The organism is Marinobacter flavimaris, from assembly GCF_002933295.1.
GTDB lineage: Bacteria > Pseudomonadota > Gammaproteobacteria > Pseudomonadales > Oleiphilaceae > Marinobacter > Marinobacter flavimaris.
This window is the reverse complement of sequence record NZ_PSSW01000005.1, coordinates 319,283-342,433: the sequence shown is the minus strand read 5'-3', so window position 1 is coordinate 342,433 and position 23,151 is coordinate 319,283. Positions and strand designations below refer to the sequence as shown.

Below are 23,151 nucleotides of genomic sequence, written 5' to 3'. Positions count from 1 at the left end.
AGGAGAGACACCATGAATACACGCGACATCACCAAACGTCTGGCGGCCGGTCTGTTCACGGCCTCCCTGTCCATGGGTGCAATGGCCCAGGAAAAGGATTCCTTCAGCATCGCCTGGACCATCTATGCCGGCTGGGTGCCCTGGCAGTATGCCGAGGACTACGGAATCATGAAGAAGTGGGCGGACAAGTACGATATCGAGGTGGATATCGTGCAGGTGAACGACTACATCGAGTCCATCAACCAGTACACCGCCGGCCAGTTTGACGGTGTGGTAGCCACTAGCATGGATGGCCTGTCGATTCCGGCCGCCTCCGGCGTGGACACGACTGCGCTTATCGTGGGCGACTACTCCAATGGTAACGACGGCCTCGTATCCAAGGATGCCAAGACCATCGAAGAGCTGGAGGGTGAAACCGTTCACCTGGTTGAGCTCTCCGTATCGCACTATCTTCTGGCACGGGCACTGGCAAGCGTCGGTCTCGAAGAGCGTGATCTGAGCGTGGTGAACATTTCCGATGCCGATCTGGTTTCCGCGTTCCAGACCGACGATGTCCGCCATGTGGCTACCTGGAACCCGCTGCTGGCGGAAGTGGAAGCCTACCCGGGCGCGACCAAATTGTTCGATTCCAGTCAGATTCCGGGTCACATCAAGGATCTGACGCTGGTGAACACGGAAACCCTGGCCGACAACCCGAAGCTGGGCAAGGCGCTTGTAGGTGCCTGGTACGAAACCATGAACATCCTCGCCTCCGATAGTGAAGAAGGTCAGGAAGCGCGAGCATTTCTCGGAGAGCTCTCCGGCACCGACCAGGCCGGTTATGAGGCTCAACTGGCCGGTATGAAGATGTTCTGGGAACCGCAGATGTCAGTGGATTTCATTAACAGCAATGAAGCCCTGGACGCCATGGACAGCGTTCGCCAGTTCTCCTTCGAGAAGGGGCTGCTGGGTCAGGGTGCCATGAGCCCGGACTTTGTCGGCATCGAGTTTCCGGATGGGTCGATCATGGGTGACACCGGTAATGTGAAGCTTCGGTTTAACGACAGCTACATGCAGATGGCGGCAGACGGGGAGATCTGAGCGATCGTCTTCTAAAACTCTGCTAGGATCGGGCACGATTAGTCGTGCCCTTTTTTGTGGGCTTCGGAGCATGGGTGTGGGCTGATGGCTTCTCCAAAACACGCTCCTTCGGCCCATCCCTGGGGCGCTTGGGCTCCGCCATCCATGGCTCCGCACAGTTTTGGAGAAGCCATCAGCCCACACCCCCATACCCTGAGTGAAGCGTCGAGAAAAAGACCTATGCGCCGTACCAAGGAAGATGCCGAAAAGACACGCCAAACGGTCCTGGAAGCTGCTCTGAAGCTCTTCAGCCGGGACGGTTACTCACTGACAACCTTGAGTCGTATCGCCAAAGAAGCCGGTTGTAGTCGTGGACCAATCTACTGGCATTTCGAGAACAAGGACGATTTGTACGAGGCCGTGCTGGCTTACTCCCAGGAACCACTGGAAGCGCTGGTTGCGGAATGTGCCGGCATGCGGGAAACGCCCATTGAGGCCATGGACCATTTCATCGAGCGCTGGCTGGGCCTGCTGGCCAATGATCGTAAATATCGCCAGTCGTTCGAGATTCTGCTGAACAAGACCGAACTGACCGATGCCATGAGCCGGACGCTGAAGCGGGAACGGGCGTTGACCAGGTCGATTATTACGATGTTCCGGGATCTGGTGGGCCAGGCCGCTGAGCGGGGTCTGATCAGTACGCAGGAAGATCCTGAGGATCTGGGGCTGCTGAGTTACACCTATCTGATGGGGATTACCCAGACCTGGCTGTTTGCGCCGAAGCTGTTTTCACTGAAACAGGAGACGGCGTTTTTCCAGAGACAGTTCTGGCGACTGCTTGGCCAGATGAACTGATTTACCCTTCCGAACAAGCCAATGCTTTTCAGTACCTGGCACCTCAAAAGCTTTTGCTTTATTTTACATTTTTGGCTCCATTGCTCCGCTAAGCTAACGCTGAGCAACCTTACTTCTTCCTGGACTGGCCAAGACTTATGTCGCCCACCATATCGCCCATTAGCAGGGCGTTGGTGATTTATTCAAAAGGAATTTGTCGCTGTGACAAACGTCAGTATTCCCGGTTCTCCGGATTCCAACACAGAACTCGCTTTCCCTTTCCCCTCGCTTGGAGGTGAGGATCTTCAGGCCTATAACACGCTTGTCAGCACCCTTTACCGTTGCCTACATGACAACACCGGCTTCCAGCCTTTCTTTGATGCTTTCAAACACCATTTCAAAGCCCTGCAAGGTGGAATTCTCGGCCTGTCGAGCAATCCACAGCGTATGGTTTATGGCTGGACATTTGGCTATCCGGAAGGGTTTGAAGAGTGGTATATCAACAGTGATCTGCCTGAACGGGATGAAGCCCTGACCCGTTATCGCCAACTTCCCCCACGCCAGTTCGACTCATTTCTTCGCGGTGATACCAGTCGCACCATTCTCGATATTCTGGGCCCGGAAAGCCGTGCCTGGGCCGAGCAGGTCGGCATGGGCGATAGTGCTGGGATGCTTGTCACACAGGAAAACGGGAACAGCGTGGTGTTCATGGCCAACCGACACAAGGAGTTCGGCCCCTACACCGATAACGAACTTCTGCAGATGAATCTGTTGGCTCCTCATATCGAGAATGCTGTTGCTCTGCACCTGAAGCTGTATGAGACGCGCAGCGACAATGAAAACCTTGCGACAGCACTCAACCACGTGAAAAAACCGCTCATTGTCTTCAATGCACTGGGCAATGTTGCGCAGGCAAACGACGCGGCCCATGCGCTTATGGAAAACAGCGGGAGCATGTCCATTAACGATTCCGGGAGACTGCAGAGCACCGACCGCCAGATGACCCGCAAGCTTCAGGATGCCATCACCACCTGCACTGTCCTCTCTCACAAGGGCATTCTTTCGTCACAAACCGTCTTTACCAGTCGCGGCCAAGAACCTATCGCCGTCTGTCTGACGCCACTGATCGCCGATAGTGCCGAGAATAACGGCGTATTGGCAGAGCTGTTCAGTTTTGACCCCTCACTGGAACCGGACCAGGAACGACTGCAGGCACTTTTCCACTGCACACCGACAGAAGCCGCTGTCGCCGCTCTTCTGGCCCAGGGCCTGAGCGCCAGCGATGTCGCCGAGAGAAAGCAGATTTCCATCCACACCGCCCGCCAACATATCAAGAGCCTGCTGGCGAAAAACGGCTATCGCAAACAGACCGAACTGGTGTCCATGCTGGTCCGGGCATTGGCCTGACACGAGAGCCTCCGTCGAAATCTGCAAGTGTTTTGATGCTTTTACACTTGATCAACAAACAATTACAGATGACAAAAACGCTATTGGTTCAAAGCACTTACCAAAGCTCCGACTCGACAAACACCATGGAACCGGCCATTCCGTGCATCCTTATCCCCAAAATGGGGCATGTCTTGATGCAAACCCGATGCTAGTTTCGAACTGCCAAATCAATCGATTCTTAAAAAAGGCAGGATTATGAGCAAATTCAAGAAGTTGACTCTAGCGACAGCCATTTCCTCTGCATTCATTCTGACCGGCTGCGGTGGTAGCAGCGGTGGTTCTTCTGATGCTGTTGATAACAACGACACGGGTGACACCAGCACCACAGCCGAAACCGGCGTGTTCGTGGATGCCGCAGTTGCTGGCGTCAATTACACCACCTCTCCAAGCGGTACATCCGGCCAAACCAACGCACTGGGCGAGTACAATTACGAAGCCGGCGATACCGTGGTCTTCAGCATCGGCGGCATCGACCTGCCGGCCGTCGAAGCCACCGGCCGCATCACCCCGGCCGACATGGGCAGCGGTGCTACCGACTGGAGTTCCGACCAGACTGTCGTGAACATTCTGCGTCTGCTGCAGACCCTGGATTCCGATGGCGATGCCAGCAACGGCATCACCATTACGGAAGATGTACATACCGCTTTGCAAGACATTGATCTCGATCCCTCTGTCAGCGAGACAGACTTCGAAACCCAGGCCAACACTGCCATTAACGCGACCGGCAAGACGCTGATCGCGACGGAAGATGCGGTTAATCACTTCCAGAGTTCCCAATCCGGCGATCTTGTTGGCAGCTGGGTCTTTGAAGAAACGAATGGCAACGTCAACGTGCTGACGTTCCTGAATGACAGTGAATACCTTATTGCCCACTCCAAAGCTGATGACGGTGACCAGCGGGCCGCCAGTGCAGAGTACGGCACCTACACCTGGGACAGTGCTTCCGGTCAGTTGGACCTGACTCTGGTTGATGAGTCAGACCTCAGCGGTGGTCTGATCGACAGCAACTCCCCCGCAACCTGGACAGTGCAGCTGAGCGACGGCGCACTCGTATTGACGTCTGTCGAAGAAAGCGAAGAAGTCCGGTTTGAAGCCGTGCGCAATACCCAGGACAGCCTGATCGGCAGCTGGTACCTCGGCGAAGGTTTTAACGAGCAGAAACAAATCGATCGTCACAACGTGCTGACCATTCTCGATGACAGCACCTACGTCATTGTTCACAACGACAATGGCGAAGTTTACGACGGCGACATCGTTGAGGCGGTTTCCTCCGAGTGGGGCACCTACAGCTTCAACGGTTCCACGTTTGCGGTAACCTCAGTATCGGCCGAACTGGACGGGCCTGGAGGACTGTTTGACGACCCAGCGAAAGACGACGGCGGAAATGGCTTCGTCAATGGTCCGGCGGAGCTCCACCCGACCGGACAGCTCACATTATCCGACAACCTTCCGGTTGCTGAAGGAGGCGAGCCATTCACCCTCCGTCGCCTGGGTCGCTATGCGGTCACGCTGAAGGACTTCGAGGGCGATACCAAGCAGGTCTACGTCGAGGCCAGCGGCAACGACTTTATCGGTGGGGTTACCCAGACCCTCAGCTTTGCCGATATCGATGGCCGAACGCCAGCCGAGGATGGCATCTTTAACATGGATGCTCCGGACAGCGCGACCATTGACCTGGTGCTGAACCAGGATGGCAGTGGTTACATGGACTTTGATGTCTCTGGCGACCAAAACCAAATCGACACCAACGGTTGGTCCGTCCTGACTTCAGGCTCCCTCACTTACGTGGAGGGCGGTGCGGAATGGACCTACCTGCCGATTAAAGGTAGCAGCCCCTACACCACGCTGGTTTATCAGGGTGACATGGATCTCATGTTCATCACTGAAGTTACTGAGGCGCCGCAGTAAAGCAGGTAGCTTCTGCTCAATCAGGGCCCGTAACGCGGGCTCTCGAATTACTGACGAACCCCGGTTAGCCGGGGTTCGCTTTGTTTGGGGTTACGCTCACGATTAAGAACCAGAACGTTCCCTCTCAAGCAGTTGCCGTTTACGATCCAGCCCCCAACGGTAACCGCCCAGGGAGCCGTCACTGCGCAGCACCCGATGGCAGGGAATCAGCACGGCGATGCGGTTTCGCCCGCAAGCGGAGGCCACAGCTCGAACGGCTCTGGGCTCACCCAGTCGCTTTGCCAACTCTGTGTAACTCACCACCTCACCTTCGCGGACGCTCAGGAGGAGTTTCCAGACGCGTGTCTGGAAAGCGGTGCCGCGGATATCCAGAGGTACATCCGGGCGAGGCGTGTTCTGGCTGAGGTGTTCGTCCAGAGCGGCAATCCAGGCATCCAGCTCCGGCGATGCCTTTGCCTCAGAGGGAACCAGTCGTGCCTTCGGAAACTCTCTCTGCAATCGATCCTGAAGCGCCGCTTCGTCATCCCCGAATTCGGCAAAACACACGCCCTGATCGGTGGCGGCCATCATCAACAGGCCGAGTGAGGTTTGCCGGCAGGCATGGGTGATGGTTTCACCCTCCCCACCCTTGCCGTAACGGGACGGCGACATGCCGACCTGTCGGTCCGCCTTTCCGTAAACGCGACTGACCGACCCAAAGCCGGCATCGTATATGGCGTCGGTCACCGTTTGACCATGCTTGAGGGCCTGTTTGAATGTCTTCAGGCGCAATGCATCCTGATAGGCCTTTGGCGAAACTCCGAAGGTTTTCTTGAACGCCCTTTGCACGTGGGATGCCGAGAGCCCTATGAATGCCGCCATGTCTTCGAGTGTCAGACGCTCATCCGGCCGGCTTTCAATAAACCGCGCCAGCTCAACCATTCTATCGGGCGCACTGGAAGACAGTTCCGGTTCGCGGTCCACCGCCGAGCGTTCATTGCGGGCCATGTGATGACTCCTTTATCTGCATCCGACCATTCGTTGAAAGGATGCGCGTTTGCAGCCGGCGCTGCCATCCGTTTCTTGCGGTGATCACGCGCCATTAATCAAGCGATTGGATATACGCCTGCAAGGCCCGGGGACTGCAAAGGGTGATCTGTCCGTAGCCCAAGGCGAGCAAGCCCCGGTTTTCGAGGGCCTTGATACGACTATGCACCCCTTGCCGGGTCATGCCCATCATGTTGGCCAGCTGCTCGCGAGTGAGTTTCAGGGCGACCGGTTCCACCGAGGACGTGCGCACGCCCTGGATTTCCGCCAGGAACAGCAAGCGCCGCCCAATCCGCGCGGTCACGCCTCGCAGGGCGTCATCCTCAATAATCGACATGGCTGACCAGAGTCGCCGGCTGACAAGGTCCAGAGCAATCGGATAGCTCTCAGGGTAGCTTGCCATGAGTTGCCGGAACCCTTCGCCAGGCAACTCAACGATGACAGCTTCCTCGTGGGCGGTCGCTCCATAAACTCTGGGCATACCCGGCGAGAAGACGGTATCCCCGAACCAGGAGCCGGCATCAAAGATGATCAGGGTCGCCTCGCGGCCCGCTGCATTCACCGAGGTGATCCGCACGGTTCCGCTGGCAATCACGCAGAGTGTTGACTGCATCGATCCCCGGTCATAAATGGGATCGTCGGCGCCAAACCGTCGCGTTCGGGCCATGGCCGCCACTTCCCGAAACGCCGTATCCGGGAAGCCCGCCAATAAAGGGCAGGAACGCATCACCGCTTCCACGTCTGGCACCGCCATCAACAATCTCCAAAACTGGCAAGACAACCCCATCAAATGTAAACCATTTGACAGTTTGTTGACCATAAATAGGCCTAGACTCGGAGTTGATCCATTCCAACAACAACCGGACACCCCAGAGGTCACCCGAATGTCTGAACCCTTATCGATTCCGTCCAAGAAAGAACAGGTGAGTGCTGAAGAATGGCAACTGCGCGTTGATCTTGCCGCCGCATACCGCCTGATTGCCCTCTACGGCTGGGACGATCTGATCTTCACGCATATTTCCCTGCGGATCCCCGGTGACGAGCACCATTTCCTGATCAATCCCTACGGCATGATGTTCGAGGAAATCACGGCCTCCAGCCTGGTACGCATCGACCAGGAAGGAAACAAGGTCAATCCTGACGATTTCGACATCAACCCGGCCGGGTTCACCATTCACAGTGCCATCCATGCGATTCGTGAGGATGCCGCCTGCGTAATGCACACCCACACCACTGCCGGCGTGGCTGTCTCAGCGCAGAAGGAAGGATTGCTGCCGTTGTCCCAGCAGAGCCTGTTCCCGCTCTCGGGTCTTGCCTACCACGACTACGAAGGCGTGGCTCTGAGGGAAGACGAAAAAGCGCGCCTGCAGGCGGATCTGGGCCACACCCGTTTCATGATCCTGCGCAACCACGGCCTGCTGACCACCGGGCCCAGCGTAGCCGAAGCCTTCCTGGGCATGTACATCCTCCAGCGTGCCTGCGAAGTCCAGATCCAGGCCATGTCCGGGGGCCAGCCGCTGGTGCAGATTCCGGACAGCATTCTCAGTTCGATCCGAGAACAGGCCAAGCAGGTCACCAAGGGTATGGGCGGCAACCTCGCCTGGCCGGGACTGCTGCGCAAGCTGGATCGCATTGATTCCGGTTTCAGAGATTAATTTCGGAGGAAATACAGCATGAGTGACGTCAATGCGCCCCAGGCGCAGTTCACCCATATGAAAGACGGCACGGCGGAGGACTGGCAGACCATCGCAAAGTCATTCGGACAGTTTGCCAAAGGGCTTCCGGACAGGATCCTGGAGCACCTGAAACTGCTGGAGGGCGATTTTGGCGGTTTTCCGATCGACCGGCTGTCCCATTGCCTGCAGACGGCTACCCTGGCCTACCGGGATGGCAAGGATGACGAATACGTGGTCTGTGCGCTGCTACACGACATCGGCGACACCCTGGGCACCTACAACCACGCCGATGTGGCAGCCGTATTGCTGGAGCCCTTTGTCAGTGAAGCCAATCACTGGATGGTAAAGCATCACGCCATCTTCCAGGGCTACTACTTCTTCCATTACCTGGGCATGGACCGGGACATGCGTAACGAGTATAGGGATCACCCCCACTTCGAGCGCACCATCGAATTTGTCAGCAAATACGACTCCCCGGCCTTTAATCCCGAGGGCGAGACCCTGCCCCTCGAGTTCTTCGAACCCATGGTGCGCAGGGTCTTTGCCCAGCCGGTAAAGTCGCTTTACAAGGACGCCGAAACCGCCACGGAATAAGCCCCGGACGGGCTATCAGAACATCTTCAGGTAACGATCCACTTCCCAGGAAGAGACGTGGTTCTGATAGCTCTCCCACTCGCCTTTCTTGAAGTCGATAAAGCTTTTGAACATGGCTTCACCGAAGACTTCTTTCGCCAGCGGATCGGCCTCAAAGGCCTCCACCGCCTCGCCCAGGTTCCGGGGCAGATACTCAATGCCCTGCTCGGCGATTTCAGCATCGCTGTAGTTGTACATGTTCTCGTGGTGGGGTACGCCCGCGTCCAGACCTTCACGGATGCCTTCCAACCCTGCAGCGAGAATCAGCGCGCTGCCAAGATAGGGATTGCAGGCAATGTCTGCGGCACGGCATTCGATACGCCCGCCCATGCCGGGGATCCGGATCATATTCGTGCGGTTGTTGGAGCCATAACACATGAATACCGGTGCCCAGGTGGAACCGGACATGCTGCCCTGGCGAACGAGCCGTTTGTAGCTGTTCACTGTCGGTGCAATCACGGCACTGATGGCCGCGCCGTGTTTCAGCACACCGGCAGTGAAGTGATAGGCGATCTTGCTGATGCCGCAGTTGTGCAGATCGTCGCCCTTGGGCTCGAACAGGTTTTCGCCGGTTTTCAGATCCGCCAGCGACATGTTGTAGTGGGCGCCACTGCCGGTGCGGTCGGCAAAGGGCTTGGGCATGAAGCTCGCGAAAGCGCCATGTTTGCGGGCAATCTCGTTGGCCATCATCCGGAAGAACACCAGGCGGTCGGACATGGTCAGTGCGTCGGCATATTTGAAGTCGGTTTCGAACTGGCCGTTGGCGTCTTCGTGATCAAACGAGTACACATCCCAGCCCAGCTCGTTCATGGCGTCTACCAGCTCATCCATGATGGGCAGGTTATCCATGAGCGTGCGGGGGTCATAACAGGGCTTGCCCAGGTTGTCGCGATCACTCAGCGGGGCAAAGCCGCCATCCTCGGTATCCCGGAACAGGAAGAACTCGGTTTCAATACCGAGATTGAAGCGATACCCCATATCGGCCGCCGCACTCAGCTGACGACGTAGAATATTCCGGGAACAGGCTTCGAAAGGCGCGCCGTTCAGGAACAGATTGCCCGGGAACCAGGCCAGCTGGCGATTCCAGGGGCAGATGGCCAGCCCATCGGCATCCGGCATGGAGGCGACCTCGTCGTCGGAGATATCCTGGGGCACGCCATCCAGGGCGGCGCCTGTGTAAAGCTCCGAGCCTTCCATCATTTGCCCCAAGTGAGCCACGGGCACGAACTTGCCTTTGGTCACACCGTGGATGTCCACGTAGCTGGCAATGGCGTATTTCACACCTTCCTCTGTGAGCTTCTCTTTCAGGGCCTGGGTGTTGGTCAATTCCGTCATCCTGTTTTTCTCCGGCCCGTCATGCGGGCAATCAGTTTGGGTTCTGGCACGTTTCTTTCTTTGTTTTTGCCATTCAACTTACATGCCAGCGTGTATATATAAGAGCGAAGGCGAGAGACTTCAGGCAAACAGTCAGCCTGAAAGAGAGGGGAAAATGGCGTCGAAGCAATGGCTTGTAGAAGATTACGAAGCAGGTGACCTGCCTCTGACTTCCGGCGAAACGTTGCACTCCGCGAGATTGCGGTACCACCGCATCGGCGAGCTGAACGCACCAAAAGACAACCTGATTATGCTGCCCACGTACTACGGTGGTGCAGCCGCGGGTAATCACCCGTGGGTTGAAGGCAACAGCCCCCTCGATCCAGACCGTTACTGCATCGTTATTCCCGCTTTGTTAGGCGCAGGCGAATCATCCTCACCCTCGAACACCGCCGGAGCGCAGCGCGGCCCGGGCTTTCCTGCCGTGTCCCTGAATGACAACGTGATGCTACAAAAGCGGTTGGTGGAGGACATCTTCGGAGACGCCCGGATCGCGCTGGTAATGGGCTGGTCCATGGGCGGGATGCAGGCACTGCAGTGGGGCTGTTTGTTTCCGACGCAGGTGCGCGCGGTGCTGGCTACCTGCTGCACCGCACGGTGCTATCCCCACAACCGGGTATTTCTTGAGGGCGTAAAGGCGGCACTGACCTGTGACCACGCCTTCGAGAATGGCCGTTACCGGAGTCCACCCGAACGCGGACTCCGGGCCTTCGGCCGGGTTTATGCGGGCTGGGCTTATTCCCAGGCGTTTTTCCGTCACGAGCTCTGGCGCGAACAGGGTTTTGGCTCCATTGAAGAGCTGCTTCGATTCTGGGAGCAGGATCATCTGGGCCAGGACGCCAATGATCTGCTCACCGTACTGAACACCTGGCAGAACGGTGATATCAGCGACAACCCCGTATTTGGCATGGATTACGAAGCGGCGCTCTCTGCCATTGCCATGCCTACCCGGATGATGCCCTGCACCACCGATCTCTACTTTACCGAGGAGGACGCCAGTGAGGATGGCCGCCGGATGCCCGGCGCAACCGTGGAATCGCTGGAATCGGACTGGGGCCACGTTGCCGGTGGTGCGGGCCGGGAGGCTGCAAGCCACAATCGCATCCTTGCGGCCGCCCGGGCCTTGCTCTCGGGAAAGGCGTCATGATCGAGCATCCGAACCTATGCCGCACCAACCCGGTGCATATTTTTGCCGATGCTTTTGCCGGGATGACCCGTTTTCGCCCGCTCTTCGGATCTGGCATGCCATCTGCACTGTTTCCGACTGACGGTTTTCAAAAACCCGATCCGTTCAAAGCACTGTTCACAACACCGCAGACAGAGCGACGGACAAAATGGGTGACTAGGGTTCCGGTCCGGGCAGTCAAGATTCCCGGATGGCTGGTCCGAGAGTTACCGACCTCTGGGGAGGTTACACGGCGGGACAAAAGCCCGGGAGACTGAATCGCAAGGGACGCTGTTACCCGCGATGACCTTGCCGTGTTGTGTAACCAGAGGAGACGATTCATGCGAATGATCAACCATCACCCCGGGCGTGTTTCCGCTACCCTCTTGGGCCTGCTGCCCTTTCTGTTGATCATGCTCATCTACAGCCTGGCCTCCCAGGAGCGCCTGGCAGACAACCCCAACGACAAACTCCTTCCCGGCCTGGAGCAGATGACCGCGGCCGTGGATCGCATGGCTTTTCAGGAGGACCGTCGCAGCGGCGACTACCTGATGTGGCAGGACACGACCGCCAGTCTGGCGCGCCTTGGAATGGGCGTCGGTATCGCCGCCTCGCTGGCGCTGATGGTCGGTATTCTCAATGGAGTGCTGCCACTGGTCAGGGCCAACCTTGCTCCTCTGGTTTCTGCCCTTTCCATGGTGCCGCCGCTGGCCATACTACCGATTCTCTTCATTGTGTTCGGGCTGGGCGAGCTTTCCAAAGTCATGCTGATCGTAATCGGAACCGCGCCCATCATGATGCGGGATGTGGCCCAGCGGGTCCGCGAACTTCCCGGCGAGCAACTGATCAAGATCCAGACCCTGGGTGCCAATTCCTGGCAGGTGATCACCCGCATGGCCCTGCCCCAGGTGCTGCCCCGCCTGATCGACGCCGTGCGCCTTAGCCTTGGCCCCGCCTGGCTGTTCCTGATTGCTGCCGAGGCGATTGCCTCCACCGAAGGCCTCGGCTACCGGATCTTCCTGGTGCGGCGCTACCTGGCCATGGACGTGATCCTGCCCTATGTCATCTGGATCACCATTCTCGCCATTGTTATCGACCAGTGCCTGCGTCTGGCAAACCGCAGGCTGTTCCCCTGGTACAACGCAGGAGGCCACTGATGAGCTTTATTACCGTTAACAATCTCTGGAAGGAATACGGCGATCAGGTGATCCTGGAGAACCTGAACCTGAGCGTGAAACAGGGCGAGTTCTGCACCCTCGTGGGCGCCTCCGGTTGCGGCAAGTCCACCTTCCTGAAAATGCTTCTGGGCCAGGAAACCCAAACCCGCGGCGAACTGCTACTGGAGGGCGAGGCCTTCCCCGGCGAGCCGGACAGAAACCGGGGTATCGTATTCCAGCGCTACTCTGTGTTCCCGCACCTGACAGTGCGCCAGAACGTGCTGATGGGCCTGGAACTCGAACAGAAACCCTGGCTGGGCAAGCTGTTCGGCGGCGCCCGCAAGGTAGCTCTCGAAAAAGTGGACGACATGCTGGAGTCGGTGGGCCTGAGCCCATCCGCCAACAAATGGCCCCACGAACTGTCGGGCGGCATGCAGCAGCGCCTAGCTATCGCCCAGTCGCTGATCATGCGCCCGCGGGTTCTGTTGCTGGACGAGCCCTTTGGCGCATTGGACCCGGGGATTCGCGGTGACATGCACGACCTGCTGCTGAAACTCTGGCAGGAAACCGGCACCACCATCTTCATGGTGACCCACGATCTGAAGGAAGGTTTTTACCTGGGCACCCGACTGCTGGTGTTCGACAAGGTGCGCAACGATCCCCATGACCCACAGGCATTTGGTGCCACCATCACCTACGACTTGCCGATCGGGCAGACAGATCGAAAACTGTTCGAAGACATTCACCAGTCGGTCAGCGAGACAGCCCGTAATCAGGCCGCCTGATCTAACGGACAGCTCAATAAAAAAGGTCGCCCCAGGGCGACCTTTTTTTTCACTTTCGCTTGGATCAGTTGCTGGCAACCCGATCCTTCGGCAGCTTGAAGGTCCAGACCATACCGCCCTGGTTGAAGTCCTTCACTACCTTGGCCACTTCGCCACCCCAGAGCGGAACCGCGCCACCCCAGCCGGACGCCACAGAGACGTACTGCTCGCCATCCATGGTCCAGGTGATGGGCGTGCCCACGACACCGGAACCGGTGTTGAAGCGGTAGAGCTCTTCGCCGGTCTTGGCATCAAACGCCTTCAGATGGCCCTCGGGCGTACCGGTGAACACCAGACCACCGGCCGTTGTCATCACGCCACCCCACAGCGGTGCGGTGTTCTCGTAACGCCAGACTTCCTCACCGGTTTTCGGATCCATGGCCCGAAGTACGCCGATGTAGTCATCGTTGGCCGGCTTGATGGTGAACCCTGCACCCAGGAACGCAGCGCCCTTCTTGTAGGAAACAGGCTCGTTCCAGATATCCATGGACCACTCGTTCGAGGGCACGTAGAACAGACCGGTCTGCTGGCTGAAGGCCATGGGCATCCAGTTCTTGCCGCCGAGGAAGGCTGGCTGAGCCAGAACCATTTCACCCTTGCCACCTTCCATATCGGCAGGATTGCCCGGGCGTCCGCCCTCGGTGTAAATCGGACGGCCGGTCTTCGGATCCAGGCCCTCTGCCCAGGTGATCTTGTCCACGAACGGGAAGCCACGAATAAAGTCACCGTTCTCGCGGTTCAGTACGTAGAAGAACCCGTTACGGTCGGCGGTGGCCGCTGCTTTCACGGTTTTACCGTTCTCTTCGTAGTTGAAGGAGATCAGTTCGTTAACACCATCATAGTCCCAGCCATCGTTCGGGGTGGTCTGGAAGTGCCACTTGATGCTGCCGTCGTCCGGATCAATCGCCAGTCGGCTTGAGGAGAACAGGTTGTCGCCGGGGCGCAGGTGCGAGTTCCAGGGCGCCGGGTTACCGGTACCAAAGAACAGGGAATCGGTGTCCGGATCGTAGGTGCCGCCCAGCCAGGTAGCCGCGCCGCCGTTCTTCCACATCTCGCCGGGCCAGGTCACGCCTGCCTTGCCACCGGAAATGCCGTTTTCGATCTTTTTGCCATCCTTGTAGACATAGCCCATATGGCCTTCTACCGTCGGACGGGTCCATACCAGATCACCGGTATTGGCATCGTAGGCTTCCACCTTGCCGACAATACCGAATTCACCACCGGAAACGCCGGTAATGACCTTGCCCTTGATGACCATGGGCGCGGCGGTGATTGCATAACCGGCCTGGTAATCGGCCACCTTCTTGATCCACATCGGCTTGCCGGTGTCCTTGTTCAGGGCAACCAGTTTGGCGTCCAGGGTACCGAAGATCACCTTGTCGCCGTAGATGGCGGCACCGCGGTTAACCACGTCACAGCAGGGCATGATGCCATCGGGCAGACGGGCATCGTACTGCCAGATTTCTTCGCCGGTTCTGGCATCAACGGCATAGATCCGGGAGTAGGAGGCTGTCACGTACATGACGCCGTCCTTGATCAGCGGCTGTGACTCCTGCCCACGCATCTTCTCGCTGCCGAAGGAGAACGCCCAGGCCGGCTGCAGATACTGGACGTTGTTGGTGTTCAGATCTTCCAGGATGCTGTAGCGCTGTCCCTGAGTACCCATGCCGTAGCTGACAATGTCTTCAGGGGTCTTGTGATCGTTGATGATGTCTTCGTCGGTTACCGCATGGGCCCCGTAGGAAACTGCCATGGCCAGGGCGCTGGCCGCAATGCGAATCCCGAACTTGTTGGTTCTCATGGTTGCGCTCTCCAAGTCTCTTGTTTTCAGTTCTCTTGAGTTCGTTTCAGGCCGAACCGGGAACTTTTCCCGCCTCTGACACGATTCTTCGCTTTGTGGAAAAAACCAACAATTGCTCGCCGGAACAGGTTTTCTCATCACTTGGTAGTACGACTACACCGGATCTTCCGGCCCCGGCGTTCGGGGCAAACCCTCAGAGATCCCCTTCAGCCCTGGCGATAGACTGCTCATCCAGAAATTCCCGGTAATAACCCGGCACGCTGTATCGGAGTTTCTGGCTGGCCATCAGCTCGTTCATCTCGCCGGTCTTCACCAACCTGTCGATGATGGCTTCAAGGGCATAGCCCAGCTGGCGATGGGTGTGTTTGATCGCCATACCCACATCCCATACCTGCTTGCCGATACCCGAAAACCCGTTTCCAGCGGCTTCGAACATGGCGTTCTCGGATTTGGCCAGTTCGTGATCGATCTCCGAGCGCATACCCATCACGGCACTTACCTCACCCTTGCGCATGGCCTCGAACGCGTCCGCCACGTTGGTGTAATGGCGAACCTGTTCCCGCATGCGACCGCCGAACGCGGAGGTCAGATAAAAATCAGGCAAGGTATCTATCTCGACGCCAATACGGTTGTATTGAAAAACCGCCACGGTTTCGACGGCATCAAGCTTTTCGGGGTTGTAGGCAATCTGCCAGGTTTCCTGCTGATAGGGGCCGAACAGAACGACCTGTTCGTTGATGTATTCGCCGGTGGAATCCTGCATGTAGGCGTAGGTCTTGTCGTAGGGCACCCGAAGCATCACATCAGCAAGCCGCTGTTTGGCCAGGTAGTGCCCTTTCCAGACGTTATTACGCAAGTCGTCTCCGAGATTCTCGTCGGGGATGATCCAGTGCACCTTGAACTCAACGCCCATTTCCTCGGCAATCCGTCGCCCGAGTTCGATGTCGATGCCTCGTGGTTCACCATCAACCTGGTAGGAATACGGTGGAAAATCCTCGTAGACGCCGACTTTCAGATAGCCGGAATCCAGAATGATGTCGTAGGTGCGCTCCGCAGGCCGGTTGAGCAGTTCGTTTCCGTCGTTAACCTCCTGGGCCATGACCACCTGGGCGAACAGCAACAGGGCAAGTATTCGAAGTAGACTTTTCATTGTTTTCTCCCACCTTTTCTCCCAACGACGAAGGGCCGGCAGATGGCCGACCCGAATTCAGGCGCTCGTTTTGACAGGGGCCGAGTTCATCACTCCGGCTTGGGCAGGGATTCCACATAGGTGCGGATTGCCCACATGGCGTTCTGGTCCATGCTCTTTTTCCAGGACGGCATTCCGCGATCGGTACCGTTCATAACGCGTCCGATGTAGTACTCGTCATCCCACTCGGTCAGTTCGCGAAGATCCGGCGTGAGACCGCCGGACATCGCCCGAATGCCATGGCACGCGGCGCAGTTGCCAGCGTAGGCACTCTCGCCGATTTTCGCGGCCTGGGCGTTGAACTCGCCGAATTCATTGCCCTCGCGGAAGGGGTTCTCGATGCGCACCTCATCGCCCAGCTCCGGCAGATTGCCCGTATCCACTTCCTGTGGTGTGACATTGCCATGCGCGATAGCGAAGCCGGCCAGGCCAAACATGGCCGAAGCCACGATTGCTTTGAGTGAAAAGGACATTGCCATTGGTCTTACCTCTGTTATTGGATTCCCCGTGGTTGGCTATTGGATTTGTCATTTGCCAACTTGCTGATCACCAGTCTAGGAATCCCGATGCCCAATCCGAATGCCACTTTAAGGTTTTTGGTTTAGTTCCTTGGTAGTAGATTTTTGGTCCCCGAGCGGAAATCTCATCCTTTGGTATTGCCTGATTCCTACTTTCTGAATATTTCCGGGCTTCTCCCCCTTCCATAAGCTGGAAGCACAACAACAAACCGGAGAACCCCATGTCTTTTCTGTCCCGGACAGCGGCCACTTTATTAATCACCATGGCAGCAGCATGCCCGCTGCAGGCGGAATCCCTGGACGTGCGGATTGGCTATCTACAGTGGATTCCGGACCAGGGACCGGTACTTTCCAACGTGATCCCGGAGCCGGACGATGCCGGCCTTCGGGGTGCCGAACTGGCCATGAACGACAACAGCACCACCGGTAAATTTCTGGGCCAGACCTACTCACTCCAGAGTGACGTTGCCGATACCGAAGAAGCGGCTATCGCGGCCTTTGAGACCATGCGCGAAAGCGGTCTCGACCTGTTCGTGGTGAACGCGCCGGCCTCGACCCTGAAAACCCTCACGGAAAAAGCAGGCGACAACACCCTGATCTTCAATGCCGGCGCCAAAGACGACGCCCTGCGCACCGGCCAGTGCCACGTGAACCTGCTGCACACAATGCCCAGCTATTCGATGCTCACCGATGCCCTCGGCCAGTGGCTGAACCAGCGACGCTGGGATGAGGTGTTCCTGATTACCGGGCCAACCGAAGCCGACAAAGGCTGGGCCGATGCCTTCCACCGTTCAGCGAAGCGCTTCGGGCTGGAGATCGTCGAAGACAAGCCCTGGACCTTTGACGCCGACCTGCGCCGAACCGCCTCGAAGGAGCTGCCGCTATTCACCCAGGCCAGCGATTACGACGCTGTGGTGGTTGCTGATGTACGCGGGGATTTTGGCGAGTACGTGCCCTTCAATACCTGGCTGCCGCGACCGGTGGTGGGTACACAGGGCATGTCACCCGTTACCTGGCACCGGGTAGTGGAGAGCTGGGGGGCTGCCCAGCTCCAGAATCGTTTTCGCGAGCTGGCAGGCAGGGACATGAACAGCGAGGACTACGCCGCCTGGACAGCCGTTCGCTCCATCGGTACCGCCATCACCGACCTGAACTCCGCCAGTCCCGCCGAGATCCGGAATTACCTGTTCAGTGACAAGTTCCAACTGGCTGCGTTCAAGGGCCGTAAGCTCACTTTCCGCGACTGGAATGGCCAGCTGAGACAACCGATTCCGCTGGTTCATCCCCGGGGACTGGTGGCGCGCGCACCCTTCGAAGGCTTTCTCCACCCCAACAGCCAGATGGACACCCTCGGTTTCGACCGGCCAGAAAGCGAGTGCCGGATCAACGGCTAAACCGATACCGCCTTACCGGTTACAACAAAAAGGAGCGATACCATGAAAACCCTGATCAAGCGCGCTGCCCTGGCCACGATGATTGGTCTGTCGACACCGACCCTGGCCAGCGTGGCCTATGTGTCCAACGAGAAGGACAACACCCTGTCGGTAATCGATACCGAAACGCAGAAAGTGATTGAAACCATCGACGTCGGCCAGCGGCCCCGGGGCATTCTGCTCTCCAAGGACTATACCAAGCTCTACATCTGCGCCAGCGACGATGACACGGTTCAGGTGCTGGATCTGGCTACCCGCAAGATTGTCGACACCCTGCCTTCCGGTGAAGATCCGGAACAATTCGCGCTGCATCCGAATAACAAGCACCTGTACATCGCCAACGAGGACGACGCCATCGTGACCGTGGTGGATGTCGACAGCAAAGAGGTGCTCGCCCAGATTGACGTAGGTATCGAGCCGGAGGGCATGGCGGTGAGCCCGAATGGCAAGTGGGCCGTGAACACCTCCGAAACCACCAGCATGCTGCACTGGATCAACACCGAGACCTTCGAGATCGAGAAGAACATCGTAGTGGGCCAGCGTCCGCGCCACGTGGAGTTCAGCAAGGACAGCAAGACTGCCTGGGCCTCCGCGGAAATTGGCGGCACCGTGCACATCATCGATGTCGAAAACCTGGAGCAGATCCACGAGATGTCCTTCAAGGTGCCCGGTGTGAATCAGGATCGGGTCCAACCGGTAGGTATTGAGCTGACGTCTGACGGCAAGTACGCGTTTGTGGCGCTGGGCCCCTCAAATCATGTGGCGGTAGTCGACGCAAAAACCTATGAGGTTCTGGATTACCTGCTGGTGGGTGCACGCGTCTGGCAGCTGGATCTCGACAAGGACGAGACGCATCTGTACACCACCAATGGCGTTTCCGGGGACGTGTCCGTGATCAATCTGGAGGACATGAAGGTCATTAAATCCATCAAGGTGGGCCGCTACCCCTGGGGTGTGGTCATCGATCCGACGTCATGACCATCGAAGCGAGCAACCTCAGCTTTCGTTACGGCGACAAGCCGGTGCTCCGGGAGGTCAGCTTTGTGCTGACCTCTGGCCGTTTTCACGCCCTGCTCGGGCCAAACGGGGCGGGTAAATCCACCCTTTTTGGTTTGCTCACCCGGCTGCTGGCCCTGCAGCAGGGTGATATTCTGTTGGGTGGCCAATCACTGAAAAAGCAGCCGGCGGAGGCCATGCGCAAGATTGGCGTGGTGTTCCAGCAGAATGCCCTGGATCTGGACCTGACCGTTCGCCAGAACCTGCAATACCACGCGGCGTTACACGGGCTGTCCCGCAAAGAAGCCCGCACCCGCGGTGACCGGGAACTGGAACGCTTCAACTTGCTGGACCGGGCCAACGATGCCGTCCGCCAGCTCAACGGCGGTCACCGCCGGCGCGTGGAAATTGCCCGAGCCCTGTTGCATGAACCCTCGCTGCTGTTACTCGACGAACCCACGGTGGGTTTGGACGTTGCAAGCCGAAAAGCGCTCAACGAGCACGTGCGTACCCTGTGCGAAGAAGACGGCCTGACCGTACTCTGGGCCACCCACCTGATCGAAGAAGTTCGCACTGACGACCGGGTGCTGATCCTGCACCAGGGCCAGTTGCTGGCCGACGGCAATGGCCAGGCCATCTGCGAAGCCGAAGGCACCCGGGATCTGGCCGAAACTTTCCATTCCCTGACCGGAGCCGGCTGATATGAAGGCAGCACACTACTGGCACTGTTTTGTGGGCATCCAGACCCGGGAGTGGCTGCGGTTCTGGCAGCAGCGCACCCGCTTCGCCAGCGCCCTGGTGCGGCCACTGCTCTGGCTGGTGGTGTTCGCCGCCGGGTTCCGGGCAGTGCTGGGTATTTCCATCATCCCGCCCTACGAAACCTACATCACCTACGAGACCTACATCGCCCCGGGGCTGTGCGGCATGATCATCCTCTTCAACAGCATGCAGGGTGCCCTGTCCATGGTGTACGACCGGGAGCTGGGCAGCATGCGGGTGCTTCTGATGAGCCCCCTGCCCCGGCCGTTCCTGCTGGTCACCAAACTGCTGGCCATGGGCGTGGTGTCCATTGGCCAGGTGTATGTGTTCCTGCTGCTGGCACTGCTGGTGGATGTGGAGCCACCGCTATGGGGTTACCTCGCGGTGTTGCCAGCGCTGATTCTGACCAGTCTGATGCTTGGCGCTCTGGGCCTGCTGATCGCCACCTGGATCAAACAGCTGGAGAACTTCGCCGGGGTGATGAACTTTGTCATTTTCCCGATGTTCTTCATGTCCTCGGCGCTCTATCCGCTCTGGCGCATGAACGAGGCCAGCCCCTGGCTGTACTGGATCTGCCAGTTCAATCCGTTCACCCACGCGGTCGAGGCGATCCGCTTCTCGCTGTACCTGGAGTGGAATCCGATGGCTTACGGGATTACCGCCGGTGTGACGGCGGTGCTAGCGCTACTGGCCACGGCAGGCTTCCGGCCCCAACGCACCAGGATAATTGGGGCTTCCAAGCCGGCTTGATTTGGTGCCAGTGGTCAGCGCGGAGAAGGTTTCCAAAACACGCTCCTTACGGCACATCCCTGTGACGCTTGGGCTCCGCCATCCCTGGCTCCGCACAGTTTTGGAAACCTTCTCCCCGCTGACCACCCATACTCCGTGCAAACCGCCAACACAGGTAGGTCGGATTAGCAAAGCGTAATCCGACAGACTGCGGACACCCTCGATCAACCTAAGAGCCCGTCAAATCCAGATCACGAAGGCGCCCAAGAAGCCCATCGACCAGCCCAGGCTCTGCCAATACATCGTCCCACTGCAGTCGCGCAGGCTTGCCGTCGAGATACCACAGGCGGTTCGCCAATATCGCTGCATCACCGCCATCATGGGTAACGCAGATCATCGCCATATCAGGTTGCGAGTTCAGGATTCCGGCGATCAAGGCTTTCAGTTCGCCGGCCATGATGGGGTCCAGCGAGGCAAACGGCTCGTCCAGCAAGAGCAAGTCCGGTTTCACCGCCAGGCAACGGGCCAGGGCGGCTCTTCGGGCCATACCGAGTGACAGTTGGTCCGGGAGATAATGGCCGTATCCGGCCAGGCCAACCTGGCCCAGCAACGTCCCGGCCTCGTCATCGCTGGCACCAACCAGCCTGAGATTGGCGTGTAAAGTCCGCCATGGCAGCAGGCGATGCTCCTGAAACAGGTAGCCCACCCGGAGCTGCTCCCGGCCGATAACGGCGCTCTCTGGCACCGATTTATCGAGACCGGCAATGGCGTTCAGTAACGTGGTCTTGCCGATTCCCGAGGGTCCCAGCAGGCAGATGCGGTCGCCTCGCGAAACGGTTGCGAATACCTCTCCGAGCACCGGCTGGCCGAAATCACGGCCGGCGATTCTGAGTTCAAGCATGAGCGGCCTCCGGCTGGCGCCAGCGGCTGGATCGACGCTCGAGGGGCTGCAGGATGGCCAGCTCGATCAGCTGGACGACGGCTATAAAGGCCAGGCTGTAGGCCAGAATGGCGGCCACGTCGAATACCTGAAACGCCATATGCAGCTGGAAGCCGACGCCACTGGAGCGGCCCAGCAGTTCCACCACAAGGACAATCTTCCAGATCAGGGCAAGACCACCCCGGGTGGCGGCCATGAGGTAGGGAAACAGCTGCGGCACCCACACTTCACGCAACCGTTGCCAGCGGGTGAACTCGTAAACGGTGGCCATTTCCTCAAGCCGGTAGTCGAGGCTGCGGGCGCCTTCGCGAACCGTCACCGCAACGTTGGGCACTTTGTTGATCACCACCGCCATCACGGCAGCCACTTCCACCAGGCCGAACCACACGTACATAAGGATGATGGTGACCAGCGCCGGCAGGTTGAGTAACAACACCAGCAGGGGATCGAACAGGGCATTGGTGGTTTGTGACCGGCCCATCACAATGCCGATGGCGGTGCCAATCGCCATGGCCAGAACAAAGGCGACCACCACGCGGGCCAGGGTCGCCCCCAGGTGATGCCAGAGCTCGCCGGACGCCGACTCCCGAACCATGGTGTCCAGTACGTTCGCCGGCGTTGGTAAAAGGGGCGACTGAAGCAGCCAGGCCGTCAGCGCCCAGAGCACGACAAACGAGGGCAGAACTATCCAGTAGCTCCAGAGCGGCGGGCGGCCGGTAGGGCCTTTCACGGCTGGCTCCGGTAAAACAGATTGGCGGGCATCAGGCGGTCCGGGTCGGCACCTGTGAGGGTCATCAATCGCTGCAGGTCTGCAATACGCTGTTCTGTTTGTGGCGCAGGCGTGCCGGCGACGAAGCCCTCGCGCAATGCCGTGAAGACGCCATCTTCAGGATTACCCATCAGGGGACGCAAGCGTTGCCAGGGTGATTCACTGTCCGCCAGCTCGGCTTTGGCCTCTTGAAGGGAGGCCGCGAAACCATCTATCAACGATCCATGATCGGTCGCCCATTTCGCAGGGAAGACATAACCCAGCACCGGCAGGTTGCGATCCAGGTCCAGCTCAGTGAGCAGATCGGCCATGCTGAAGGCCGACCGCCAGCCGCCCTCACCCCGGAGACGGGCCGCGAAATGCCAGTAGGTGACGATCACGTCTACCTGTCCCCGCTTGAGAGCCTGGCTGAGCAGCGGCGGAGCAGCGAACTGGATCTCTGCGGATTCGTCCAGATTGATACCCTGCCGCTCCGCGACTTTCTGGAGCAGTATCCAGCCCTTGCTGTCCGGCCCGCCGGCTACGCCGATGCGCTTGTCCGCCAGATCCGCCACCGAGCGGATCGGGGAAGTCTCGGCGACAACGATATCGCCGATCTGGGATGAAAAAGGCACATAAAGGTAGGGCGCTCCTGCCTGAAACCTGGACTGCGCCCACAGCAGGTCGGCCACTGCGCCATTCACCGAACCGCTGGTGACCGCGAGCCTGGAGGCCGGCAGGTTGGCCACCGGTTTCAGGTCCAGCCGATAGCCATTCTCCCGATCCAGTTCCCGATGCAGGATATGGTCAAGCTCCCAGTGGGCCGTGCCGAACTGCAATACGCTGACGGACAGTACGGGCAGCTCAGAGGCTCCCTCCCCGGTCTGGGCACCACCTGCGAGGCTGAAGATAAGACACACCAGGGCGGTCACT

General features: G+C 58.5%; 22 protein-coding genes and 1 riboswitch. Of the genes, 13 read left to right on the top strand and 9 right to left on the bottom strand.

The window, feature by feature from the left end; translation table 11 throughout:
* Positions 1–12 precede the first annotated feature (12 nt).
* The 4 genes from MDHKLMBL_RS11930 (at position 13) to MDHKLMBL_RS11915 (ending at position 5,250) form a co-directional block, all read left to right on the top strand.
* Positions 13–1,080 carry a putative urea ABC transporter substrate-binding protein gene (locus MDHKLMBL_RS11930; protein WP_104270869.1) on the top strand — a complete coding sequence of 356 codons (1,068 nt, stop codon included), beginning with the start codon at positions 13–15 and terminating at the stop codon, positions 1,078–1,080.
* A gap of 219 nt (positions 1,081–1,299) precedes the next feature.
* Complete coding sequence (locus MDHKLMBL_RS11925; protein ID WP_104270868.1) at positions 1,300–1,914, top strand: TetR family transcriptional regulator; 615 nt, start codon at positions 1,300–1,302, stop codon at positions 1,912–1,914.
* 201 nt (positions 1,915–2,115) lie between these two features.
* Positions 2,116–3,300: a helix-turn-helix transcriptional regulator gene (locus MDHKLMBL_RS11920; RefSeq protein WP_104270867.1), complete on the top strand. Its 1,185-nt coding sequence runs from the start codon at positions 2,116–2,118 to the stop codon at positions 3,298–3,300.
* A 237-nt stretch (positions 3,301–3,537) separates the two neighbouring features.
* A complete protein-coding gene (locus MDHKLMBL_RS11915; RefSeq protein ID WP_104270866.1) occupies positions 3,538–5,250 on the top strand; it encodes a hypothetical protein in 1,713 nt (570 codons plus the stop codon).
* A 102-nt stretch (positions 5,251–5,352) separates the two neighbouring features.
* Here MDHKLMBL_RS11915 and MDHKLMBL_RS11910 read toward each other — a convergent pair whose 3' ends face one another.
* Both MDHKLMBL_RS11910 and MDHKLMBL_RS11905 read right to left on the bottom strand, forming a co-directional pair.
* Positions 5,353–6,237, bottom strand: coding sequence for a bifunctional transcriptional activator/DNA repair enzyme AdaA (locus MDHKLMBL_RS11910; protein ID WP_104270865.1), 885 nt, complete (start codon positions 6,235–6,237; stop codon positions 5,353–5,355).
* Positions 6,238–6,331: 94 nt separating this feature from the next.
* Complete coding sequence (locus MDHKLMBL_RS11905; RefSeq protein WP_104270864.1) at positions 6,332–7,030, bottom strand: Crp/Fnr family transcriptional regulator; 699 nt, start codon at positions 7,028–7,030, stop codon at positions 6,332–6,334.
* A 130-nt stretch (positions 7,031–7,160) separates the two neighbouring features.
* Here MDHKLMBL_RS11905 and MDHKLMBL_RS11900 point away from each other — a divergent pair, with 130 nt between their 5' ends.
* The gene (locus tag MDHKLMBL_RS11900; RefSeq protein WP_104270863.1) at positions 7,161–7,931 is read left to right on the top strand and encodes a class II aldolase/adducin family protein; all 771 of its coding nucleotides are present in this window, start codon (positions 7,161–7,163) and stop codon (positions 7,929–7,931) included.
* Positions 7,932–7,949: 18 nt separating this feature from the next.
* Positions 7,950–8,546, top strand: coding sequence for an HD domain-containing protein (locus tag MDHKLMBL_RS11895; RefSeq protein WP_104270862.1), 597 nt, complete (start codon positions 7,950–7,952; stop codon positions 8,544–8,546).
* A gap of 15 nt (positions 8,547–8,561) precedes the next feature.
* Here MDHKLMBL_RS11895 and glnT read toward each other — a convergent pair whose 3' ends face one another.
* A complete protein-coding gene (gene glnT, locus MDHKLMBL_RS11890) occupies positions 8,562–9,920 on the bottom strand; it encodes a type III glutamate--ammonia ligase (RefSeq protein ID WP_104270861.1) in 1,359 nt (452 codons plus the stop codon).
* 154 nt (positions 9,921–10,074) lie between these two features.
* Here glnT and MDHKLMBL_RS11885 point away from each other — a divergent pair, with 154 nt between their 5' ends.
* The 3 genes from MDHKLMBL_RS11885 (at position 10,075) to MDHKLMBL_RS11870 (ending at position 13,066) form a co-directional block, all read left to right on the top strand.
* On the top strand, positions 10,075–11,106 hold the full coding sequence (locus MDHKLMBL_RS11885) for an alpha/beta fold hydrolase (RefSeq protein WP_104270860.1): 1,032 nt from the start codon (positions 10,075–10,077) through the stop codon (positions 11,104–11,106).
* A 184-nt stretch (positions 11,107–11,290) separates the two neighbouring features.
* Positions 11,291–11,399: riboswitch (guanidine-I (ykkC/yxkD leader) on the top strand.
* A 66-nt stretch (positions 11,400–11,465) separates the two neighbouring features.
* Entirely contained in the window at positions 11,466–12,281 is an 816-nt protein-coding gene (locus MDHKLMBL_RS11875) for an ABC transporter permease (RefSeq protein WP_104270859.1), read from the top strand.
* A complete protein-coding gene (locus MDHKLMBL_RS11870; RefSeq protein ID WP_053113107.1) occupies positions 12,281–13,066 on the top strand; it encodes an ABC transporter ATP-binding protein in 786 nt (261 codons plus the stop codon). Before MDHKLMBL_RS11875 ends, MDHKLMBL_RS11870 begins: the two co-directional genes overlap by 1 nt.
* A gap of 64 nt (positions 13,067–13,130) precedes the next feature.
* Here the strand turns inward: MDHKLMBL_RS11870 and MDHKLMBL_RS11865 are convergent, their stop codons facing one another.
* The 3 genes from MDHKLMBL_RS11865 to pedF form a co-directional block, all read right to left on the bottom strand.
* Positions 13,131–14,906, bottom strand: coding sequence for a PQQ-dependent methanol/ethanol family dehydrogenase (locus tag MDHKLMBL_RS11865; protein ID WP_104270858.1), 1,776 nt, complete (start codon positions 14,904–14,906; stop codon positions 13,131–13,133).
* A gap of 193 nt (positions 14,907–15,099) precedes the next feature.
* Positions 15,100–16,056 carry a substrate-binding periplasmic protein gene (locus MDHKLMBL_RS11860; protein WP_104270857.1) on the bottom strand — a complete coding sequence of 319 codons (957 nt, stop codon included), beginning with the start codon at positions 16,054–16,056 and terminating at the stop codon, positions 15,100–15,102.
* 89 nt (positions 16,057–16,145) lie between these two features.
* Positions 16,146–16,574, bottom strand: coding sequence for a cytochrome c-550 PedF (gene pedF / locus MDHKLMBL_RS11855; protein ID WP_053113110.1), 429 nt, complete (start codon positions 16,572–16,574; stop codon positions 16,146–16,148).
* Between the two features lie 260 nt (positions 16,575–16,834).
* On the opposite strand from pedF, the gene MDHKLMBL_RS11850 reads away from it, so the two are divergent.
* Genes MDHKLMBL_RS11850 through MDHKLMBL_RS11835 form a run of 4 tightly spaced genes read left to right on the top strand, consistent with a single transcriptional unit; the run spans position 16,835 to position 20,551 of the window.
* Positions 16,835–18,007, top strand: coding sequence for an ABC transporter substrate-binding protein (locus tag MDHKLMBL_RS11850; protein WP_104270856.1), 1,173 nt, complete (start codon positions 16,835–16,837; stop codon positions 18,005–18,007).
* Between the two features lie 42 nt (positions 18,008–18,049).
* On the top strand, positions 18,050–19,024 hold the full coding sequence (locus MDHKLMBL_RS11845; protein WP_104270855.1) for a YVTN family beta-propeller repeat protein: 975 nt from the start codon (positions 18,050–18,052) through the stop codon (positions 19,022–19,024).
* Positions 19,021–19,743, top strand: coding sequence for an ABC transporter ATP-binding protein (locus MDHKLMBL_RS11840; protein WP_092030419.1), 723 nt, complete (start codon positions 19,021–19,023; stop codon positions 19,741–19,743). Before MDHKLMBL_RS11845 ends, MDHKLMBL_RS11840 begins: the two co-directional genes overlap by 4 nt.
* Before the next feature lies 1 nt (position 19,744).
* Complete coding sequence (locus tag MDHKLMBL_RS11835) at positions 19,745–20,551, top strand: ABC transporter permease (RefSeq protein ID WP_092030421.1); 807 nt, start codon at positions 19,745–19,747, stop codon at positions 20,549–20,551.
* Between the two features lie 208 nt (positions 20,552–20,759).
* On the opposite strand, the gene MDHKLMBL_RS11830 is transcribed toward MDHKLMBL_RS11835, so the two are convergent.
* Genes MDHKLMBL_RS11830 through MDHKLMBL_RS11820 form a run of 3 tightly spaced genes read right to left on the bottom strand, consistent with a single transcriptional unit; the run spans position 20,760 to position 23,150 of the window.
* Positions 20,760–21,431 carry an ATP-binding cassette domain-containing protein gene (locus tag MDHKLMBL_RS11830; RefSeq protein WP_104270854.1) on the bottom strand — a complete coding sequence of 224 codons (672 nt, stop codon included), beginning with the start codon at positions 21,429–21,431 and terminating at the stop codon, positions 20,760–20,762.
* On the bottom strand, positions 21,424–22,200 hold the full coding sequence (locus MDHKLMBL_RS11825) for an ABC transporter permease (RefSeq protein ID WP_092030425.1): 777 nt from the start codon (positions 22,198–22,200) through the stop codon (positions 21,424–21,426). Before MDHKLMBL_RS11825 ends, MDHKLMBL_RS11830 begins: the two co-directional genes overlap by 8 nt.
* Positions 22,197–23,150: an ABC transporter substrate-binding protein gene (locus MDHKLMBL_RS11820; RefSeq protein ID WP_092030426.1), complete on the bottom strand. Its 954-nt coding sequence runs from the start codon at positions 23,148–23,150 to the stop codon at positions 22,197–22,199. Before MDHKLMBL_RS11820 ends, MDHKLMBL_RS11825 begins: the two co-directional genes overlap by 4 nt.
* Position 23,151 lies beyond the last annotated feature (1 nt).